Below are 20,759 nucleotides of genomic sequence, written 5' to 3'. Positions count from 1 at the left end.
TCCCTTGGTTTGAATGAGGGGGTGTTAGAATTTGACCCGTGCTCCGACCAGCAGGGCGTTTACATCCTCGAGATCGCTGCCGGTCCGGTCCAGGCTGTAGAGGTGATAGCTGATGTAGGCTTCGGTCGCCCAATCATCGATTTTCTGCACATATTGAACTCCGGTAGCCGTAGCCTCATCGTCCACTGCCGCCAGATCTTTTGTCACACCGTAATCGAGGGAAAAGAGTGATTTCCCGGCATCTATCAAGCTGGCTTGGTAACCGATTTTACCGTAGTAGGAGGAGGGATCTTCAGCATCGGAATATAGGCTTTGCTGGCCGGCTGCAATGGTAAAATTCAGGCCGTTCTCCAGCAGTAGGGAAGCAGAACCGTTAATCTGGGATTCAACTTTACTACCGTTGGGTTTGGAATAACCCAGTGCAGCCGCGATTTTATTTGAGCCAAGTTTTCCCGCGTAACGTAATGCCGTGTCCCAACCGCCGTTAAAGGCACCGATGGAGTAGGTAAGGCCGCCGAATTTAGGGGTGTCGTAACGAAGTCTGTCCTTGCGGCCCTGGCCATCGAAGTTGCTCAGGACACTTTTAACATTGGTCGTGGTTAAGGCTCCGTCAGCGTCACGAAATAGAGTGCCGCCCGCCTGGATATCCACGTCGGAATAACCGGCAAGATTGGTGCCGCTGAGATCGGATTCTGAAGTGGTTTCAGTGGCCGTCCAGCCTTGGCCAACCCAAAGCCGACCCATCTCTTTATGATCAAAATACACTTCCAGACGACGTTGGGTAAAACTGTCTGTACCTGTGTCACTGTCGGCGGTGTTTTGGTTGACGTCTGCGGTGGAATTGGATTCAAACTGAACCTCAATGGCTGCACCTACCGTCATCTGATCGTCTGGCTTGGCTTCTCCTATAATTCTGAATCGGGTGGAAGATGCATCATTATCGACTTGGTAAACTTCCTGTTCCTTGCCATCGTCAGTCATCAACACGCCCCGGTTAACGTGACCGGAGAACGTGACATTGACCTTATCGTTACCCGATTTCAGGGGCTCGGCACTGAATGAGGTAATGGGCATTGCTATGGCAGTTGCCAGAGAAGTCGGGAGCAGGATCGTTTTAATAATGTCTTTTGACATGCGGTACAAACCTCTTGTTGTTGTTTTGGTTGTGCATACGTTTGATGCAAGAGGTCTATTTCAAATCCCATGCCTATTAGTGGAAATTTCTATCCAATTGAAAATTAAAGGAAAGTGTTATTTCTTCTGGATGTTATAGGAAAAAAACTGCTGATAGGGCCGATTCGCGGCAGCAAGTTTTTGCTTACAAGTTGTCATGATTCTAAGAGGAATATCCGGCCATCTCCGGAGAGTGAATGCCGATGCGCCTCCAGAAATGATTCCTGCAAATTGACCGGAGGCGCAGGGAAACGTCTTGGGAAGGAGCTCCTCAGGGCGCAGTCGCGGCAACATTCGTTTGCAATAAGTCGCTGGAGTTGGACTGGCTGGTCATGATCGGCTCCAGTTGGTGCGCGCTCAGGATCTTTTGTGCCTGACCGTCGCGGAATATCACCTTCAGAGCATGATTGAACCGGTTAACCAGCTTCCTTGGAGTATATTCCTTCATGAATCCAATATAGTAGTTCAGCTGTTTTTGGTGCATGGAATATCGAAGGTTGGATAGACCAAGTTCCCTGATCATTGCGTACCCTACGTCCCGGTTTGAATACACTGAGTCAAGTTTCCCCTCGCTGAGTTGTTGGAAAGCGGTGCTGTCGTCTTCGAACATACTGATTCGCATGCTTGGCATGGCTTTCTGAATTTTCTGTAGTGAGTTGGCCAGGTTGGACGGGCCGTATACTCCGACATTATGGTGTTGGTATTCCGTCAGAGTTTTGGGTTCGTCCGGGGTTTGTACATTGGTAAAAAAGCCATATTCGCCGCGAATAATGGGAAGTGAGTAATAGAGCCACTGGTTACGGTCTTCATTCCAGCCTACCACGAAAAGCCCATGTGCCTGTCCGGCTTTAGCTTCTTTAATGGCGGTAGGCCATTCCATCAGATGAAACCGGCAGTCGATTCTGGCCGTCTCGCATGCAAGCTTGACGATGCTGGTAGCTGGCCCTGTGACCTCACCATTCTGCAGATAGGTAAAGGGACGAAAGTCCTGGGTATTGAAGATCAATGTATTTGATGGCTCTGAAGCCAGGCAGATGGTTGCTGATATTGTTGCAAGAACCAGGAAGAAGGTCTTCATCATTGTTCTCCTTTCGCCATTCCTGTTTTAGAGGAACGACTGTCATCAGATAGTTGTGTGCTGTCCTTGAAGTGGTTATGTGTTGCCCATGGAATATCAGTGGGCTTGAGATTGTTCCTTTCCTAAGAGGTCGCTCGTTTCATATGAGGCAGCTCGTTTCATATGAGAATCTATGTTTCATAGAGAAAGCGGGTTGAGAAAAAGGAGGCGGTGATTAGCCGCCCCAAAGGGTCGCGCTTCAGCTACCCGGCGTCGGTGATCTTCGAGAGCTTAGGGACCACCGGCGCGAGTTAAATGCAGGGATACAGGGTATGTACGAGGTGCCCATCGGTGATGGAGAGACCACGAGATGTTGAAGATGACCTTAAAAAAGAACTCTTTTGGGAACGCATGACCGGCACCTCAAATCTTTTTTTCTTGTCGGTTATAAGATGTTGTTTGTTATCAATCATCCTCTGTTAATAGAGCGACAATCATGCCAACAGACAGGGGCAGATAAGCGCCTGATTTTTCAAGCGGTCTTTGGGAGGGGGAGAGGACCTGTCGGCGCGATAACGCCGACAGGGGCATGGTGATCAGCCAAATATGGCCGACGGGATCTTCAGCGAAGAAAAGTGATGTTCATCCTATTGGCAATATTCGTTGGTGCCGCGCAACCACTGGGTGTCATCCAGATACAACTTGTCATTGTAAAGACTGAGTCGGTAGCGGGCCTGCTCACCTCCGGGTCCTGATTCGGACCAGTCGCTATCGCCGGTGCTGCCTTCAAATTGATAACCAGGGCCGTATTGCAGTACCAGCACTCCCTGACCGGGAAGGCTACCTTCCGCACGCCACCGGCCTGTGCCGCGATTTCCATACGCACCGCTTGCACCACCTCCATAGCCTCCGGAGTCCCCTGAAGTATGGAACTCACCATTGCTGCAGAGCCAGATTTCCTGTTTTTCGTGGTAGCTCGAACCGGAATAGTAGCGGGCGATATAGCGACCACGCATATATTCCTGCCAACTGCCGCTGCCTCCGGTGGATGTGGCCGACTGCTTGGGCTGGAAGAAATTGAGCTTCATTGCGGTATCTTTGGCAATATTAAACACGCCGGCAGGATCCTGGCTGGGGGTGAGGGTGATCAGGGCAACTGACAGTCCATTACTTCCGGTTCGGCCAATGATTCTGGCTTTCAGCTCTGGCCTGGCTGGTACCTGATAGTCCGCAATCAACAGATCTCCTTCGGCTCTGGGGGCTGAGGTAGGAACCAACTGGATGCTGGCATCCAGAGGAATACTCTGGGACATGGTCTGTTGCAGCTGGCTTTTAGACATTTGTTCGGCGTAAAGCAGAATGGTTGCCTGCAAAGCGGCAGATTCGATCACGAAAAATGAGGAGCCGGCAGGCAATGCGCCCTGCCAGCTTTCCGGGATGGTGACTCCCAGCCCTATGTCAGACGATTGCACCTGTGTCCCTCCCTGGTACAGCTGATTGGTCTGGATTTCAGCGGCCTCTGCCGACAAGAAACATAGGGAGATAAGCGGTAGTAATACGAAGTACTTAAACTTGAAGCTTTGGAAGAATGCGGGAACAGGAATCTGTCTGATGGGCTTGCTCATAACCTTCTCCTGTAAATACCGGTATGACCGTGTGGATGAAGATGTTCTATCAATAACAAGCGTTGTCTGACACTAAATCACCGCACCCGCTTCAATGCAAGCTTTATTCTGGTCGCCCTCTTAACCTGGCGTTCAGTGATGATGAGCACTCTCCAGCACATTTCCCTGATCATCGTAGAAGCCGGACGCTCCATGAGAAACAAACCCGAGATTGATCAGTTTCTGCAGAAATGGATCACTCTCGTTATCGCCAATGTCAGCGTAATCAGTCAGCTGATAATCCCTGTAGGATTGGAACAGCGCCTGGATTCGATTCTGGTTATCGAACACGTCGGTTAACTGCCATTGTAAGGACAGATGTTTCTGTTGGACGCTGTAGGACTGCACCAGTTTTAACGCTGGTAGCCAGGATAGCCTGATCTGTGCCTTGCCGTCCTTGAACTCGTAGGTTTCAATACGATCACAGCCTGCTCCGTCTGATGAAACGAGAGTCATTTTGTTTTTTTGCTGGTCAGAAATCAGTTGAAACTTCCCTGGCCAGTTGCGATCTCCCTTTCCCTTGTTGATATCTTCGGGCTGATATTCAATTCCCCGCCGTTCACTTTCGAAGTACCGAATAGGGCGAATTCGTCCGTCGCTTACCAGGTTCCAGATTTCCGTCACTTGCTCCTGGGGATACTGATGAGCCACCTCCTTATCGTTGCGCCAAAGATACATAACGCGCTCCGAAGATTTTTTCGGTTGGGTGGTCTGGGAAGTAATCTCGTACTTGGCTCCAACGTGGGCCGGATCCAGATCACATTGATGTGTCATCTCTGCCTGACCAACAAGCCCAGCCAGTAGTGCGGCCAATATATTCATAAGTTTCTCCGGATACAGATAGCACAAACGGGGCCCAGAAGGGCCCCGTACAACTAAGACTTCGCTAAACGGTTAGTCCCAGAAAGGCCAGTGATGCCATCTTCTTTTTCTTTTCAGTACCCGATCGGCGGTTTCTGTCAAACGCGCAGACTGGTCCATGACATGGAAGATCATATTCTGCTCGTTGGTACCGGAAAGCAGCATAGCTCCGGGGCCATTTGCGTAGATACCAACATCTTCACCGGAGTGGGTTTCAGAGGAGGTTGGGATCAGCGCTTCCTGGTGGTAACCGGGGGCCTCTGTGTCAATGGCAGAGATGTCTTTGCGGCCGGTATCGATCGGATAGTTATAGCCTTCGTCCGCATCGGTCTCATCACCAAGGTCATGGAAGCCCCGACCGTTCATGTAGCCGACGGTCGTGTATGGCATGCCGTCAGCTGCCAGAGCCGCCTCGTCAGCACCGATGCTGACCACTTTGCCCAGAATCGGATTGCCACGTTTGGGGTATCCGGCAATCGTGAACACGTGGCCATGGTCTGCTGTGACGATGATCAGAGTGTCCCTGGGATCGGTATTGCTCATTGCCGTTTCCACCGCTTTTGAGAGCTCGATGGTGTCGGAAAGGGCATTGTAGGCATTACCTGCGTGGTGAGCGTGGTCGATACGACCAGCTTCTACCATCAGGAAGAAACCTTTACGGTTGTTGTCCAGAATCTGGATGGCTTTTTCCGTCATCTCGCTCAGTGAAGGCTCTCCGGCGATGTCATTGCCACGGTCTGCTTCGTATTGCATGTGGGACTCGTTGAACAGACCGAAAAGGCGTTCGGTGTATTCGGGATTGACTCCGTCGAAACCGTACTGGTCATAGACATAAACACCTTCTGGATATTTTTCTTCCCATTCCGTCACCAGATTCCGTCCGTCTGTACGGTCACCTTCGATAGAGCTCACGGCATCCGGGCTGTTAGCTGAGGCATCTTTGGGAAGGAAGTGACGGCGACCACCGCCCATGACGACTTCCAGACCATCGACATCCAGTCGGTCGTAACGGCTTTCCAGGTTATCCTCAAAGTTAACCAATTGAGAGGCGATGTCTTCACAGCCTTGTTCAATGGCCTCGGCGGGCATATCAGAGATGTCTTCCCAATTGCGGTCAGCTGATTTAGCGTAGGTTGCAGCGGGAGTCGCGTGGGTGATGCGGGCGGTTGATACTATGCCGGTAGACTTGCCGGAGATCTCTGCCAGTTCCAGAGCAGTCACCAGTTCATTGCCCTTGGCTGAGGCACAATCACCTCTTACCACGTTTTCATCAACGCCAATAACGCCAGCGTCACTTTTAACGCCGCTCATCATAGCCGTCATGGTTCCGGCTGAATCCGGTGTCTGGGCGTCTACGTTGTAGGTTTTTGAAAGTCCGGTAAAGGGGAACTTGCCAAAGCTAAGAAAGTTTTCTTCTCCAGGCATTCCTTTCTGCTGCCCGTCGAGGATCCTGGCCGCGGTAACGGTGGAGATGCCCATGCCGTCACCCACAAACAGGATAACGTTCTTGGCTTTCCACAGATGACCGATACCATGGGTCATGCGTAGCTTGCCGTTCAATGCGTCCTGCGCGTTTTCATACCAGGCGTTTTCCGTTTGGTGCCTGGGGATTGCGTCGCTGGCCTGCGCGCTCAATGCCGCACCGAAAGTCAGTGCAAAGGCGCTCACTGCCATCATGCCTTTGTTCGTTTTCATTAGAATTACCATTAATTATTGAATGACTTTTATGAGGAGAGACATAAAGCTAAAGGTCAAATATGACTGTTGGGTTAAATTGATATGACAATATCGGCAAAGTTGGTGAATAGATGATCAAAAGGTGTGAGTGAAGGTCATGTATTCCTGACTGGGAAAGACCCGGCCCAGGGAGGTAGGCCGGGTAGAAGGAAGGTTATTTCAGGCCCATGCAATTAGCGTAATAGGTCACCGTGCCCGGCCAGTCGGCAAATACGCCAATGACTCCCACGTCTTTGGCCAGAACATCGAGGAGTTTCATGACGTCGCCATCATTGTTAATCACTTTGCTGATGGATTGATAATAGAAGCCTCCTCCGGTTGCCAGAGGGCCGGAACGTTCCAGTGTCCAGGTAATGATGTCCAGGCCGGCATCTTTGGCGGCTTTGGCGTAAAGAGAGGGGACAATATTGTCCATCTCATCCAGTTGCACCAGCATCCAGGTGGGAGGCGCAATCACTCTTACACCGTTAGCGACCAGTTCCTCCATCCCGGGTTTCCAGGTGGTCGGATTGTTGGGATCAAAGGAGGGGTCTCCGTAACGACCATCGAGGTATACGGCTTGTTTGCCGAAGCGTGGATCGTTGTGAATCCAGTAATACAGATCCTTCTCACTGAAAGACTGGGCCCAGACTTTTTTGGGACTAACGCCTGCGGCCTTGTATTCATCAATCATCTGTTGGGCGAAATCTTCCTGGGTATAGTCGCCCTCAAAAGGCATTTCGACGCTGGGTGCTTTCAGCTCGGGAGTAAATTTGACGCCGAGGGATTTGAATAGCTCGATGCTTTCGGCGTGGCTGAGCAGGGTGCCTTTTTGGTCGTAGAGATCTGTCCGCCAGTTGGGGGTGGCATTCATGTACTCTTCCACGGTCGTTGCAGCCGGGTTAAACGCGTCCATTTTTCCTTTCAGCGATTTGAATTCGGCGAAGGTAATATCACTGGTACAACAGGTGGCTGTTGCTGGAACGCCGGCCTCAGCATCTGCGGGTGAGAAGGGCTGAGTACATTTGGCCGCGAGTTCAGGTACTGCCAATATGTTGGTGGTGCTATGCAAGTCACATTGTGAGTGGCGGCAGACCAGTTGGCGATCCTTGGTGAAGGTAACATCACACTCGACTATTCCTGCTCCCATTGCAGCGGCAGCTTCATAAGACTCTTTGGTATGTTCAGGAAACTGCATTGCGGCTCCCCGATGACCAATAGCGAAATCTGTACGGTAGAAAGGGCCTTTGCCGCATTGCTTTAGCTTCGTTTTTAACGGGCCTTCATCCATATCCTCCACAAGATAGAATGGACGGGGCCCGACTTGTGCTTTGTCCTTTTTATGGTGCTGGTGCCAGAAATCCTGGGACTGCTTCATTTCGCTCTGGTGCCCGTTTCCCGCCATCACGCTCGTTGCAGGAAAAAGTAAAGCTGTCGCCGTCAGCGACAGAATTGTCAGTGCGGTCCGCATGACATACTCCTTGTAATGATCCATTAAGTTATTGAAAGTCCTTGTCACTTACTGCTTGTATCAGGCCTTCCCGGTTAACGTTGCCTGAGCGAGACTAAAATTGGAATATTTCGTCCTTGTGCTTCTAATATGACAAGGCCATGAATTGATGGCTTGTCAGGTTATATCCAGCCTGATGGGCTGTGATTATTGAAGTTGTGATTACTGAATAGTTTGAACAGGTCCTTATGACCTATGCTAATCTCAGATTAAGCCGTAAAAATATTCTGCAGGGATAAAGAGTCATTGGTGACCGAGACTATTTATTGAGCCGTGTTGGTATATAGCGGAGGTGAACAGCGTTGAGACAAGTGAGTTGGCCGGTTATATCAATCGCTATCAGCCTATATCTGGTTGCTGTTTCTTTTCGGGCGGCATCAGTAGAGCCACAACTTGAAACTCTCGTCGCCGCATCTGACCCCTGGCCGCCTTATGTGGATGAAATGCATCCAGAGATGGGGGTTTCCGTAGAAATCGCCAACGCAGCATTTGCGACTCAGGGATTTAAAGTCAGGCAACTGATGGTGCCATGGGCAAGAGCGTTGGAGGGTACCCGTACGGGTACCTTTGATCTGATATTGGATGCCTGGTGGAGTTCCGAGCGAGCCATGGAATTCATGTATAGCAGACCCTATCTGGACGGCTCGGTGAAGCTGATCAAACGTCGGGATGAGCCCTTTATCTACCAGGGACTTGATAGTCTTAGCGGCAAGCAGGTAGCAGTGGTGAGAGGGTACGCCTACAACGATGAATTCAATGCCTCCCCAGATATCCGGCGCTACGAGGTAGTGGACTTTGCCAGTGCGGTGGCCATGTTGCTGCGTGGCAGGGTGGATTTCGCCATTGAAAATGAGCTGGTTGCCCGCTACCGGCTGGGACAGGTGGCACCGGACTCTCTTGCAAAAATCGAGTTCGTTGAGCCGCCGGTCAGTGTCAATCTTGTGTATGTCATCAGCGGCTATCGAAATCCCCGCCATTATGAAATTATCACGGCCTTCAACCGGGGGCTGGAGATCATCCGAAATAATGGCGAATACCTGGAAATTCTGAAGCGCAACGGCCTTCAGGACCTGGAGAAAGGAGTTCGCTAGTCTCCTATAAATGAAATCATGGAACCTTTTCCCACTCCTCTGTTCCAACGAGAAAGACGTTCTTGAGTGAGTTGTTGGGAGAGAGAAGATGAAAGGCTTATTGGTGGGGATATTGGTGATGGTGCCACTCTTGGCGTCCGCAGAGGAATGGCAAAGCGGTCCATCGCAAACAGATATTGTTGAGCTTTATACGTCAGAGGGATGCAGTAGCTGTCCGCCTGCGGACAAATGGTTGACGTCATTAAAACAGCAACCCGGTCTGTTCAAAGAGTTTATTCCTGTTGCCTTCCATGTGGATTATTGGGACTACATCGGCTGGAAAGACCGCTTTGCAAAGCCTTCATACAGTGAACGCCAACGCCAGTATGTTCGCGAGGGGCTCGTCAGTCAGGCCTATACGCCTGAGCTGGTCATCAACAGCCGTGAATGGCGTCAGTGGTTTCGTGGTCAGCGTCAATGGCAGCCATCTGACAAGCAAGTGGGTGTACTGTCAGCCAATTTGCAGGGGAACCAGCTGAGAGTGGAGTTTGATCAGGACCGAGCCTGCGTTTTACATGTGGCCTATTTGGGCATGGGACTGGCTTCGGAGGTGAGAGCCGGTGAAAACAGAGGTCGCCGTCTGGCCCATGATTTTGTCGTTCTCGATATTCTGACGAAAGAGGGCCAGGGCAACTGGCAGGTTACACTCCCGCCAAGACCGGAGGCTGGGCAGGAGCAAACGGCCCTGGCCGTATGGGTTTCTCCCCAGGGCTCTCAGGAAGTGTTGCAATCCACCGGTGGATATTTGAAGGCTTCGCCCTAGTGCAATTTTTTAAGCGTGTAAAAACGGGCCCTGGAGTAGTGCAGACAAAGCCTTGAGACAGCCTACTCCCGGGACCAGAATTGGCTGACGGCTTCAAGTAACTGTTCCGGGGAGGTTGTTTGCCTGGGTTGCCAGTGAGGAGGAAATAGTGCCTGATACTGTTGGTGAGTAAAGCGATCGTCCGCCAATATGACGATGCCCTTATCTGTTTCGGTACGAATAACCCGTCCTGCCGCCTGAATCACCTTTTGCCATCCCGGCAGTTGGTAGGCATAGGCAAAGCCGTCCAACCCCTGTTGCTCAAAGTACTTGGCGATGGCGTCGTTCTCACGGCTCAATTGAGGCAATCCCGGGCCCAGAATAATGCTGCCTATCAGGCGTTCACCGGCCATGTCGATGCTTTCACCGTAGGCGCCTCCCAGTACGACAAACCCCACTGTGCGACTGTTATCACTGAAGGCTGACAAGAATGCTTCCCGGGCTTCCGGCGAATTGTCCTGTGGCTGGGCCAGGTACTCGATATCAGGACAGGATGCTGAAAAAGCTTCCACTAACTGGGACTGGAACTCGTAGGATGGGGTGAATACCCAGTAGTTGCCAGGTCTGTTCTCGTAGATATCTTCGATCATACGCACCACGGAGTGTATTTGCTGGAAGCGGGTTTTGCTGCGCATATTCAGGTAAGGGGCAATCAGAACTTCAGTGTGGTTCTGATTAAAAGGAGAAGGCATGCGATGCCGCAAATAGTTGTTCTGTAATCCGAGTAAGATTTGATAAAACACCGGCGGTGTCAGTGTCGCAGAAAACAAAACCATTGCGGACACGGACTTAAAGTAGGGCTGGAGCATGATGGCTGGAGTCAGACATCTCAGATGCAACGTTCGTTGAGATGCATTTCTGCCATTGTCAGAAACCGTGTCGAAACAGGCAAAGTCATCCTCCGCCTGGTCCGCCAGATACAACCAATTACGGGCCTGCTGTAACGCTTCGGTGACGCTGTTCTGGCTTTCCAGATCGGCGACAGAGATTAAGTCATGAGGAGTCAGCAGCCACTGTTCTGCCGCTCCGCAAAACAGTTCCAGTTGTTTTATAAAGGCCGTTTCGCCTTGTACCATCCGATTATTTTCCAGCACCACCGATCGAATGTGCTTCAACAGCCTGCTGGCGCTTTTGGCGAGCGGTGATCCGGTGTTGTTCTGGCTTTTCCGACAGCGCTCAATCTGCCACGAATCCAGTTTGGCGGAAAACAGATCCCGGGCCCGGTCAGGGAGGTTGTGGGCTTCGTCGATCAGCAGGCCGACTCTGTTCTGGGTAAACACCATATCGGAGCGTACGTTAGGCGAGAAAGCGTAGTTGTAGTCACCAATCAAAAGGTCCACCCAAGGTTGTAGCAGGCCCTGAAGACCGTGTGGACAAATTTCATGCTTTAGCGCGATTTCTCTGACGGTTTCCGTGTCCAGCCAGCCATGGCCCAGGGCTTCTTCGATAGCGCCAGGCAGGCGTTCATAGAATCCGGTCTGGCGGGGGCAGTCCTGGTTGTTGCAAATACTGTCCTGGATACAGATCTTTTCCTTTGCGGAGAGCTGCAATGTTCTGATCTGGCAGGAGTCTTTTCCATATACCTGTCGGGCGGAATCCAGGGCTGCCTGTTGAGAGGCGTTTTTGGCTGACGTAATGAACAATTGATCCAGATGCCCCAATGCCATTGATTTAAGGCCGGGGAACAGGGTCGCCAGGGATTTTCCGCTGCCGGTGGGGGCTTCAATCAAGCATTGGCCTCCCTGCTGCAGGGTGCGGTATACCAGTTTGGCAAAATCTCGCTGTCCTGACCGGAATTCCGGGTAAGGGAAGCCGATACTTTCAAGAAAGTCATTTCGTTGCAGACGATGCCTATGGAGATCGGAGTACCAGTCGATCAAGTGTTGAAAGAGCGGGGCGGACATCTGCCGCAAAGCAGACAAAGAGCAAGTGTCGACGTTCTGTTCGACCTTCTCTGTCAGGACGTTGAAGTAAGTCAGGCACAACTCAATGGACTTGTCTGAAATCTCTTCGCCAAACTGTTCTGCCCACATAGCGGCATAGAGCAGCACCTGTAAGCGATGCCTGCTTTGCAGGCCGATGGGCAACAGCCCGGCTTCGTGCCTGAGCGTTTTGATCTCTTCAAATCGAATCTTGTTTCCGGTTTTCCACAGACCATCGATGCGGCCGTGAATGGTCAGCGTGACACCTTCATGCTTTATCTGATGTTTTATAGTGACTTCCGCCTGAGCTTCAGCCGGCCATGAGGTCTGAACCCGTCGATGAGCCTCCTGACCTTCCCGAGCAGTGGCGACATCCCGATCGCGATGGCTAAGGTCACCTTCCTGACACAGCAGTTCCACGGCCTGACGGACGTTGATTTTGTATTTAGCTGAAAGGCTGGTTGTGTTTGCAGGCATCAGGAGAGAGATTCAATACTTTGTTCGGCCCACTTTACCTGGAGCAGGTGATAGGGAATACCCTGTTGTTCAAACATGCTCATCCATCTCAACTGATTGGGCTGAACTTTATCCGTCGGGCTTTTCACTTCCAGCAACCGGTAACTGCCGTCTTCGTAGAACTGAATAAGATCTGGAAATCCTGAACAATTCTCCCGAAGGTCGCTGAGCATTCGGCGAAATATTGCCATCCAGTGTTCTCTGGGGATGTAGTCCAGGGCCATTGAAAGAATATCTTCTCCTGGTTCATACCAGCCGACAAAGGGGTTGCTGATACCATATTTATCCCGCCATCGTTGCGTGATTTGTTCTGACCACGAGGCGCTGTTGATATTGTCAAAGGCGGACTCTATCAGCGGGTGTCTTTTGCTTTCAAACTCAGTATCAAAGAGATCATGTGGCGCCCGCTGAAATGGATGGGTAAAGGCTCCCCTGACGGGTGCAAATATCGCGTCCCAGAATGTCAGGCCAAACACCGTATTCATCAGCCAGTTTTCAACATAGAAACAAGGGGATTCCTCAAGATACAAATGCATCAGAACATTTTGCTCTACACGCATGTCACCGTTAGGTAAAACCAGCGTTTGTGTCTGCGGTGTATAGCGCCGGTTAGGTGGACCCTTATGCCCCATCTGCTTGCGACACTGCTTCTGGAAGCGCTCGGCGAACAGGCTTTCGGCCTCATTCCAGGGATTTTTAATGATTTCCTTGCACCGATTTTCCGCGGCTTCGTATTGCTCCAGTTTGAACAATATTCTGGCTCGCCTTTCTCTGGCAGGAGGACGGTGGGAAAACGAATAAGCTTCGAGTGCTTCCGGCAGCATTTGCTGCTGTTCATAACCCTTACCAATGCGATTGCACAATCTGCTGAGGCGGCCTTTTACCGGGGAGTTATCGTCTAAAACCGGTAAGTGCTGCAGAATATGCTGGGCAATATCGGGATCAAACTCTTCGCTACTGTAGAACTGGTCCCGAAGTGCCATTATCGCTTCAGAATCGTCAATATCCTGTCGATGGCGAAACAGGCGGGTGTCACTGTCCAGTTGATAGGGTTCGTAGCGAACGTGCCCGAGATCAACGGTGACAAAGGCACTCAGGTCTTGGGCCAGATTGCCGAAGAACAGGAGCTGAAAGAGGTCGATCATTGGTTGATGAAGGATTTCCACCAGGGTGTGGGGGAATGAATCATAAAACTGATTGGAGGTCAGTTCCGCCAGCTGTTCCAGTTGAAATGGACGGTTACCTTTCTTGGGACACTGCTCCGGCCACCACTCCCGCATCTCAGGGCAGGTCACCAGCTCCAGTAGCTCTTCGGCCGGCAGCATTGGATTAATACTGATCAGACCGCTCTCCTGCAATGAAGGGAGCAGGTGCTCTGTCGGTGGTAGTTCGGTGTAATTCAACTTATCGCTGCGAAACAGGGTGGAGCGCCGACTGTACATTCGTACCAGCAAAGCCTGCTCCGGATCAGGAAGTTCCATGAAGGTGTCGACGAATTCCTGTTCCTCATTATTCAGCAAATCGCCATATTGCTCCAAAACGCATTCCAGAAGTGTTCTGAAGTTGTACAGGTAGTAGAACGGATCCAGTTCTACTGCTGCAGGTTCTGTCACATGAGGCTCCGGCGTTGAAACTTGTTACGGTAATCTTTGGGGGTCAGCCCGGTTTTCTGGCGGAACAGTTTGGTGAACGAACTGACGTCCTCATATCCGACGGCCATGGTGATCTGGCTGATATTGTCAGAGGTTTCCTCCAGCATTTTCTTGGCGTTCTCCAGCCGCAGGGTCTGGAGGTATCCCAAAGGCGTGTCGCCGGTAGCCGCTTTAAACCGCCGGGCAAGGGTTCGTGGGCTCATATTGAACCGTTGTGCCAGATCATCGATGCGGATCTCCTGCTGACAGTGCTCCTCCAGCCAATCTTGCACTTTGAGTATGTCTTCATCGCGATGCATTTTGCGAACTCTGAGGGCAGAGTAGCTTGACTGGTATGTACGCCCCATGTCGATCACATAGGATTTGGATGTTCTGACCGCCATATCATGACCGCAGAAGCGTTCGGTCAGGTAGAGCGCCATGTCCAGCCAGGCAATTCCGCCGCCGGAGCAGTACACGTTTTCCGAGGTGGTAATCATCTGTTCCGGCCGCAAATCCACTTTTGGATATCGTTGCTTGAATTGTTCCACATAGGCCCAGTGGGTGGTGGCGACCTTGCCGTCCAGTATACCGGCTTCCGCCAGCAGAAATACGCCTGTGCAGTTACCAACGACCAGCGATCCACGGCTGCCGAAAAATGCCAGAGTTTCGATCAGCTCCCGGTTGCGTTCCAATGCCACATCGATTTCTCCCGCGATGGTGGGAACGACCAGGATATGATCTGCCTCCACCTGATCAAAGCGTAAATGGGCTTCAAGCTGCATTTTGTTCAAGCAGCGAACAGGCCCTCCATCGACGGAGGCCAATTGAACCTGGAAACGCGGAGCGGTGGGCTGATGCTGCCAGAAATTCCAGGTGACGCCGGCCATACTGAGTATGTCGACAATTCCGGTGATGGCCGATGACAGGGCCAGGTCAAATCCCAAAATGGTGACTTTTTGCATAAGGCTTGCCGTATCTGATCGGTGATTGTTGCGGGTAACCCGTCATTTAACTTTTATCTGTCTGTCAGACAGAAAGTTTTATTGTGCCTCATAATTTAATTGGTGACCAGATTAGCCTAGTTAATGTCATTTCAGACAGTTTTGCTTGCTGTAGAAATTTGAGATTCTGATTTGCGCCCCGGGACGGGCCACATCCACCCGTCCACAGGGTTGATTTGTCCATTTCCGCGCAAGCGGCCTACGACCCCGCGACCTGCAGCGCAATGCAGCAGCATTTCAGGCGCGGGTTTTTTTATCTCCTTTCCCTCACTATACTTCGAAAATAAAATAGCTAATTAGTGTCAGTGCCAATATGCGCTGTTCTGGGGGGAGGTTCCCTTGGAGACTTTTCGAGGAGTTTATGAATGAGTAGTGCCGATGAAGGCCGTCAGGCCAGAATAATTGATGAAATGCGTGGTTTTATTAAGAAGGTTCTGGCAGATCCGACGATTCCCGCCAAATGTATGGAAATTGCCCGTCGTCTGCATAATGACGAGAATGCCGATCAGAAGATCGCTGATGAAATCAGTGCCACCACCACCATTCGTATCCCTGAGATCATGAGTGATGCGGATCGGATTTTTATCGAGGCAATCAAGGAAGTTCTGGAGGACGAGGCAGCGTTGTATTGATTATCCATTCCTGCTGCTGAACCTACATGGGCGCAAAATTTTGCGCCCATGAGATTTTATATTGGCAGTTTAACGTTAGTGCTTAGATCTCGTCGTAGGGCGAGTTGAATACCAGGTTAAACCGCTTGATCCCTGTCGCACCAACCACCTCTTTCAGCTCCGCGATACTGTGAAATCGTTTGGGGCCTCCATTCACATCCTGAAGTACATCTCGATGGTCTTTGTATTCGAGCTCGGCGATATAAATATCACCCTCGAAAGATAAGATATTCACCTGGTTGATCTGTTCCGGGTGTCTGCGTAAATCGGCGATGTTCATTCGTGTTTCCCTCTTTGGTTTTCTTGTTTGCTTTGGGGGATTGTCAATTTTGCTCATCTTCGTCATTAGGGCCCTGACAACGTCTTTGGGCACCCACAACGACAGAATAGCGTTAAGTGGCCGGTAAGGCTAAGTTTTAATCAGTAAAAGCGTCTATATTTGTGATGAATTTCGATACGGTGAAGGGCGGTATCCAGATCATTTTATCGATCATGAGCTATTTTTTGCTTATACGTGAAAGGCTGTCGGCAATTTGTTGCTCATGATGATCATTGCTCTTTATAAAAAAGTATATAATACAATGAGTTATAAGTTGTTCTCATTGGCGTGTAGCTTGCAGTAGATAAATGTACTCACATGGCACAGATACGCTATGTGCATGCTCACAACAAAAACAAGAGGAAAACTTATGTTGAGCCTACCTAAAAACGCCTTCTGTTCACGAATTCTGGCAGCGGCGATTTCCGTGGGAACCCTGTTAGGGTACACCGCTAACTCAAATGCCGAGGATAAAGATTACATACTGGCTACCGCCAGTACCGGTGGAACCTATTATCCCGTCGGCGTTGCTATTGCCACGCTGAGTAAGATCAAGCTTCAGCCAAGTAACGGTATCAGTCTGTCAGCCATCAATTCGGCCGGTTCAGGTGAAAACATCAAGCTGATGCGTGAGAACGAAGCTCAATTCGCCATCCTGCAAGGTCTCTTCGGCAAATATGCCTGGGAAGGTACTGCTATGTTTTCCGCGGATGGACAACAGAGAAACTTCCGCTCTGTGACCATGCTATGGCAGAACGTGGAGCACTTTGTTTTACAGAACGATTACGTATCCAGCGGTACCATTACCGATATGGCCAAGGCAAAGGGTCAGCGAGTCGCCATGGGGAAAAAGAACTCCGGTACGATTGAATCCAATCGAACGATTCTGAACCATTTCGGACTTGATATTGATAAGGATTATGAGTTGCTTTATGCCGGTTATGGTCCCAGTAGCCAAGCCCTGCAGGATGGTAAGGTGGTTGGCTTTGGAACCCCAGCGGGTGTTCCGGTAAGTGCTGTGATAAACGCGTTTGCCCAGCGCTCGGATATCACGCTGTTAAGCTTTACCGATGAGCAGGTCAAACAGGCTGATGGAAATTTCGATTTGTGGACACCGTACACCGTGAAGGCGGGAACCTATCCGGGTGTGGACAAGGATATCCAGACGATTGCCCAGCCCAACTTTCTGGCAGTCCGCAATGATATTGATGAAGAAACCGTATACCTGCTAACCAAAACCATCTACGAAAACCTGCCGTTCCTCAACAGTATCCACAAAGCGACAACGGCTATGGCGCTGGACAAGGCGATTGCAGGTTTACCGGTTCCTCTGCATCCAGGTGCGGTCCGCTACTACAAAGAGCAGGGAATCAACATTCCTGCGCGCCTGATCTCTAACTGATTGTTGTGATCTGAATATCACTCATTGCCGGACACCTTTCGTGGAAAGTGTTGTCCGGTGTTCAATTGTATGAAAGAGGTTTCGCATGCAAGAGTCCGCCGCTGAGTGGATGCTTCTGCGTCGCCATCGTGTCCTTTATGCCTGGGCAGGGTTGGTGGCAGTAGTACATATCCTATTCAACATGACAGGCTGGATCAGTGGATTCTGGCCGAACGTAATACACTTTATCGGGTTTTCCTGGTTGTGCGTGGGATGGTACGGATCTACCGACGAATCCAGGAAAATGAAAGCAATATACTGTGGGCTGGCACTGGCGAGTACCCTGTCAGTTCTATGGCTGTTTCTGAGTGAGGATGCCATCTATGCCAGAGGCATCCATCTCAGCGTTTATGACTGGATCGCCGGTCTGGTATTAATTGCCGTGGCGTTGGAGTTGACCCGGCGCACGGCGGGCTGGTTGATCCCTGCCATTATCCTGGTGGCATTGGGATATGTGGCCTGGTGGGGGCAATACCTGCCCGGTGTCTTCAGATTTTCTGGGTTAAGTCTGGAAACCATTCTGTTCCGGAGTATTTTCGGAGATGACGGCATGTTCGGCAGTATCGCCTCGATCTCCTCCAGCTTTTTCATGATGTTCATCATCTTTGGGGCTTTTCTGGTCCGGTCCGGTGCAGGGGATTTTATTATCGAACTTGCCAAACGCTCTGCCGGCAAGCTTCACGGTGGTCCGGGTCTGATTGCGGTGATATCGTCAGGTCTGACCGGTACCATTTCCGGTTCGGCTGTGGCGAATACGGCCTCTACTGGCGTGATCACTATTCCGTTGATGAAGAAAGCCGGGTATGACGCTCGTTTTGCCGCGGGTGTGGAAGCCGCTGCCTCGACCGGGGGGCAATTGATGCCTCCGATTATGGGGGCGGGAGCCTTTGTCATGGCTAACTATACCCAGATCCCTTATACCCAGATTGTGATCGTGGCATTTCTGCCCGCGTTGCTGTACTTCCTCACGATTGCAGCCTTTGTCCGTTTACAGGCAAAGAAAAGCGGGATTATTCCTGAAATTGAAAAGGATCCGACCCCTTTGCTGGTGATGATGAAGCAGGGCGGTTTTTCGTTTCTGGTTCCTATCGCCTTGTTGATCGGATTGCTGATATACGGTCTGAGTCCAACCTATTCTGCAGGCTTTGCCATACTGGCGGTGATCGTCTCATCCTGGCTGTCTCCCAATCCAATGGGGCCCAGAGCAGTAATGGATGCGCTGGCGCTGGGGTCCAAGAATATGGTCATGACGGCTTTGCTGTTAATTACCATTGGTCTGATCGTCAATGTGGTGGCCACTACCGGCATTGGTAATACATTCTCGTTCATGATTGTGCAGTGGGCCGGGGGGCAGCTATGGATCGCCATTGTGCTGATTGCTCTGGCGTCCCTGATCCTGGGCATGGGGCTTCCGGTAACAGCGGCCTATATCATGGTTGCCACCATCGCCGCACCTGCGTTACAGCAACTGATTATGCAAAATAATCTGGTGGAGCTGCTGATTCAGGGCAGTTTGCCTGAAGCTGCGCAGGTGACCCTGCAGTTTGTAGGAAATATCACCGATGTGAATCTGGCGGCGCCGATGTCTCCGGAATTGGCCGCAGATATTGTCGGTCGCCTGCCGAGAGATCTCTTGCCGACCGTACTGGATGTTGCCATTGATCCAACCGTTGCAACGCTGGCTCTGCTGTCGGCCCATATGATCATCTTTTGGTTGTCCCAGGACAGCAATGTGACGCCTCCGGTATGTCTGACAGCTTTTACTGCTGCAGCCATCGCAAAAACGGAGCCCATGCCGGCAGGTTTATCCGCCTGGAAACTGGCCAAGGCTCTCTATGTAGTGCCGTTTCTGTTTGCGTACACGCCTTTCCTGAGTGGAAATTGGGGCGAAGCCATTCCGATATTCATATTCGCCGCGGCAGCCTTGTATGCCATGGCAGCAGTATTCACCGGTTGGCTGAGTCAATATCTGGTGTTGCCTCTCAGGTTGGTGCTCGCCGTGATCGCCGTATTGTTGATCTGGCCAACAGCACTTTACATTCATTTGGGGGCTTTGGCCGCATTGATAGGGCTTTGGTGGATTAACCGGCGAGGGATACTCGTTCCGAATGGCCCTAACCGGTCTACTGCTTCTGATTAGATAAAGCCGGTTAGGCACTAGCGTTAAAAAGGCATCTCACTTTGCAGGGAGATGCCTTTATTTTGTCTTTCTGTTTCTGTTTCTGTTTCTGTTTCTGTTTCTGTTTCTGTTTCTGGATCAGCTCAGCTTTCAGAAGACTCTCAGGCCGATTTTAAATCCTCTTTAGGAGGAAATGCCGGGTCGAACATTCCCAACTCCTGAGCTTTTTTCATGGCTGAGAACAGGTCCATATGGGCTACCTTGAACAAATCTTCAATGTCTTCAAGGACATAGTAAATCGGTTGCATGATATCAATTCTGTAAGGCGTCCTGAAAACGTCCACCAGGTTGAAGGGGCGTAACTCTGGCTTGTTGCTGCAGGCATACTGGGTTTCGCCAATGGAGGAGAGTATACCGCCTCCATAGACCCGAATTCCTTCAGGAGTCTGTAGCAGACCAAACTCGACCGTGAACCAGTAAAGCCTTTCGAGAAACGTTCTCTCAGCCTCTCCCGCTTCAAGACCAAGCTTTCCATAAGTCTCTGTAAATTCGGCGAAACATGGGTTGGTCAGCATGGTGCAGTGGCCGAATACTTCATGGAATATATCGGGCTCTTCCAGATAATCCAGCTCCTCTCTTTTACGGATAAAGGTGGCGCAGGGAAACTTTTTATTTGCTAACAGATCGCAGAAAGTAATAAAGGGTATCAAGGCTGGAACTGCGGCAGCTCCCCAACCTGTTGCATGGTCTAGGGGCTCAGAGACTTCGTGAAGCTGAGGGATACGATCCTGGGGGAGCTTCAGGAGGTCCATGCCGTGAAGAAATTCATTGCAGGCAACGCCCTGAACCGCAGGTTGCTGGCGTTGTATAAGGTCCTGCCAGACAGAGTCTTCTTCAGGGGTATATTGAATCAGGCCATTTTCATCCGGCGTTTTCGCCGTGTACTTGGAGCCGGGAACGGCTTCGATCACTCTATTGTTTGCACTATTGCCCATATTAATTACCTCGACGCACCGGATGGGTAAATCCTCGTGCGGAAATGACTATGTTATGCGCCGGTGACCGGATAAGGTCCTGGCATTCTTGTAAAGTCCATGACGTTCGCTTTTGGCGGTATGTCATTGTAACTATGAGGTCGGAAGGATATTTCCTGCCGGGCCATAAATTGTGGCGACTCACTTCACATACCCATGATTTAAACGCTTCTCAGTGCCGTTGTCCAC

Annotated in this window: 16 protein-coding genes; 5 read left to right on the top strand and 11 right to left on the bottom strand. The window is 50.9% G+C overall.

Annotation, left to right across the window (positions count from 1 at the left end):
- Nucleotides 1-24: 24 nt before the first annotated feature.
- The 6 genes from BTA51_RS00935 to BTA51_RS00910 form a co-directional block, all read right to left on the bottom strand.
- Nucleotides 25-1,134, bottom strand: coding sequence for a porin (locus BTA51_RS00935; RefSeq protein WP_094705357.1), 1,110 nt, complete (start codon nt 1,132-1,134; stop codon nt 25-27).
- A 310-nt stretch (nt 1,135-1,444) separates the two neighbouring features.
- Nucleotides 1,445-2,254 (bottom strand): ABC transporter substrate-binding protein, encoded by an 810-nt coding sequence (locus BTA51_RS00930; protein WP_246840872.1) that lies wholly within the window; start codon nt 2,252-2,254, stop codon nt 1,445-1,447.
- Nucleotides 2,255-2,877: 623 nt separating this feature from the next.
- Nucleotides 2,878-3,855, bottom strand: coding sequence for a hypothetical protein (locus tag BTA51_RS00925; protein ID WP_094705353.1), 978 nt, complete (start codon nt 3,853-3,855; stop codon nt 2,878-2,880).
- 132 nt (nt 3,856-3,987) lie between these two features.
- Nucleotides 3,988-4,716 (bottom strand): hypothetical protein, encoded by a 729-nt coding sequence (locus tag BTA51_RS00920; protein WP_094705352.1) that lies wholly within the window; start codon nt 4,714-4,716, stop codon nt 3,988-3,990.
- Nucleotides 4,717-4,788: 72 nt separating this feature from the next.
- Complete coding sequence (locus tag BTA51_RS00915; RefSeq protein WP_094705351.1) at nt 4,789-6,450, bottom strand: alkaline phosphatase; 1,662 nt, start codon at nt 6,448-6,450, stop codon at nt 4,789-4,791.
- Nucleotides 6,451-6,646: 196 nt separating this feature from the next.
- The gene (locus BTA51_RS00910; RefSeq protein WP_094705350.1) at nt 6,647-7,942 is read right to left on the bottom strand and encodes a glycerophosphodiester phosphodiesterase family protein; all 1,296 of its coding nucleotides are present in this window, start codon (nt 7,940-7,942) and stop codon (nt 6,647-6,649) included.
- Between the two features lie 350 nt (nt 7,943-8,292).
- Between BTA51_RS00910 and BTA51_RS00905 the strand changes: the two genes are divergently transcribed.
- On the top strand, nt 8,293-9,072 hold the full coding sequence (locus tag BTA51_RS00905) for an ABC transporter substrate-binding protein (protein ID WP_246840902.1): 780 nt from the start codon (nt 8,293-8,295) through the stop codon (nt 9,070-9,072).
- Between the two features lie 88 nt (nt 9,073-9,160).
- Nucleotides 9,161-9,874 carry a DUF1223 domain-containing protein gene (locus tag BTA51_RS00900; RefSeq protein ID WP_094705349.1) on the top strand — a complete coding sequence of 238 codons (714 nt, stop codon included), beginning with the start codon at nt 9,161-9,163 and terminating at the stop codon, nt 9,872-9,874.
- A 62-nt stretch (nt 9,875-9,936) separates the two neighbouring features.
- Here the strand turns inward: BTA51_RS00900 and BTA51_RS00895 are convergent, their stop codons facing one another.
- From BTA51_RS00895 to BTA51_RS00885, 3 genes are read right to left on the bottom strand one after another with little or no spacing between them, the layout of a single operon-like run.
- Nucleotides 9,937-12,312 carry an ATP-dependent DNA helicase gene (locus BTA51_RS00895; protein ID WP_094705347.1) on the bottom strand — a complete coding sequence of 792 codons (2,376 nt, stop codon included), beginning with the start codon at nt 12,310-12,312 and terminating at the stop codon, nt 9,937-9,939.
- The gene (locus BTA51_RS00890; RefSeq protein ID WP_094705345.1) at nt 12,312-13,964 is read right to left on the bottom strand and encodes a VRR-NUC domain-containing protein; all 1,653 of its coding nucleotides are present in this window, start codon (nt 13,962-13,964) and stop codon (nt 12,312-12,314) included. The genes BTA51_RS00895 and BTA51_RS00890 overlap by 1 nt, the downstream gene beginning before the upstream one ends.
- A complete protein-coding gene (locus tag BTA51_RS00885; protein ID WP_094705343.1) occupies nt 13,961-14,947 on the bottom strand; it encodes a GlxA family transcriptional regulator in 987 nt (328 codons plus the stop codon). Before BTA51_RS00885 ends, BTA51_RS00890 begins: the two co-directional genes overlap by 4 nt.
- Before the next feature lie 404 nt (nt 14,948-15,351).
- On the opposite strand from BTA51_RS00885, the gene BTA51_RS00880 reads away from it, so the two are divergent.
- Entirely contained in the window at nt 15,352-15,618 is a 267-nt protein-coding gene (locus BTA51_RS00880; RefSeq protein WP_094705341.1) for a hypothetical protein, read from the top strand.
- A gap of 82 nt (nt 15,619-15,700) precedes the next feature.
- On the opposite strand, the gene BTA51_RS00875 is transcribed toward BTA51_RS00880, so the two are convergent.
- Entirely contained in the window at nt 15,701-15,937 is a 237-nt protein-coding gene (locus tag BTA51_RS00875) for a DUF6482 family protein (RefSeq protein WP_094705339.1), read from the bottom strand.
- A 409-nt stretch (nt 15,938-16,346) separates the two neighbouring features.
- Here BTA51_RS00875 and BTA51_RS00870 point away from each other — a divergent pair, with 409 nt between their 5' ends.
- Both BTA51_RS00870 and BTA51_RS00865 read left to right on the top strand, forming a co-directional pair.
- A complete protein-coding gene (locus BTA51_RS00870) occupies nt 16,347-17,378 on the top strand; it encodes a TAXI family TRAP transporter solute-binding subunit (RefSeq protein WP_094705337.1) in 1,032 nt (343 codons plus the stop codon).
- 85 nt (nt 17,379-17,463) lie between these two features.
- Nucleotides 17,464-19,557 (top strand): TRAP transporter fused permease subunit, encoded by a 2,094-nt coding sequence (locus BTA51_RS00865; RefSeq protein ID WP_094705335.1) that lies wholly within the window; start codon nt 17,464-17,466, stop codon nt 19,555-19,557.
- 140 nt (nt 19,558-19,697) lie between these two features.
- Here BTA51_RS00865 and phhA read toward each other — a convergent pair whose 3' ends face one another.
- Nucleotides 19,698-20,531 carry a phenylalanine 4-monooxygenase gene (gene phhA, locus BTA51_RS00860; protein WP_094705333.1) on the bottom strand — a complete coding sequence of 278 codons (834 nt, stop codon included), beginning with the start codon at nt 20,529-20,531 and terminating at the stop codon, nt 19,698-19,700.
- Between the last annotated feature and the right edge of the window lie 228 nt (nt 20,532-20,759).

The organism is Hahella sp. CCB-MM4, assembly GCF_002260525.1.
Classification (GTDB): domain Bacteria; phylum Pseudomonadota; class Gammaproteobacteria; order Pseudomonadales; family Oleiphilaceae; genus Hahella.
The sequence above is the reverse complement of the archived record's forward strand: the minus strand, read 5'-3'. Positions and strand labels throughout refer to the sequence as shown.

Bases quoted from the DNA above. Each gene is read 5' to 3' on its own strand.
- BTA51_RS00880 (WP_094705341.1), top strand. From the start codon at position 15,352: ATGAGTAGTGCCGATGAAGGCCGTCAGGCCAGAATAATTGATGAAATG.
- BTA51_RS00910 (WP_094705350.1), bottom strand. From the start codon at position 7,942: ATGCGGACCGCACTGACAATTCTGTCGCTGACGGCGACAGCTTTACTT.
- BTA51_RS00870 (WP_094705337.1), top strand. From the start codon at position 16,347: ATGTTGAGCCTACCTAAAAACGCCTTCTGTTCACGAATTCTGGCAGCG.
- BTA51_RS00900 (WP_094705349.1), top strand. From the start codon at position 9,161: ATGAAAGGCTTATTGGTGGGGATATTGGTGATGGTGCCACTCTTGGCG.
- BTA51_RS00885 (WP_094705343.1), bottom strand. From the start codon at position 14,947: ATGCAAAAAGTCACCATTTTGGGATTTGACCTGGCCCTGTCATCGGCC.
- BTA51_RS00920 (WP_094705352.1), bottom strand. From the start codon at position 4,716: ATGAATATATTGGCCGCACTACTGGCTGGGCTTGTTGGTCAGGCAGAG.
- BTA51_RS00865 (WP_094705335.1), top strand. From the start codon at position 17,464: ATGCAAGAGTCCGCCGCTGAGTGGATGCTTCTGCGTCGCCATCGTGTC.
- BTA51_RS00935 (WP_094705357.1), bottom strand. From the start codon at position 1,134: ATGTCAAAAGACATTATTAAAACGATCCTGCTCCCGACTTCTCTGGCA.
- phhA (WP_094705333.1), bottom strand. From the start codon at position 20,531: ATGGGCAATAGTGCAAACAATAGAGTGATCGAAGCCGTTCCCGGCTCC.
- BTA51_RS00930 (WP_246840872.1), bottom strand. From the start codon at position 2,254: ATGATGAAGACCTTCTTCCTGGTTCTTGCAACAATATCAGCAACCATC.
- BTA51_RS00915 (WP_094705351.1), bottom strand. From the start codon at position 6,450: ATGAAAACGAACAAAGGCATGATGGCAGTGAGCGCCTTTGCACTGACT.
- BTA51_RS00895 (WP_094705347.1), bottom strand. From the start codon at position 12,312: ATGCCTGCAAACACAACCAGCCTTTCAGCTAAATACAAAATCAACGTC.
- BTA51_RS00875 (WP_094705339.1), bottom strand. From the start codon at position 15,937: ATGAACATCGCCGATTTACGCAGACACCCGGAACAGATCAACCAGGTG.
- BTA51_RS00925 (WP_094705353.1), bottom strand. From the start codon at position 3,855: ATGAGCAAGCCCATCAGACAGATTCCTGTTCCCGCATTCTTCCAAAGC.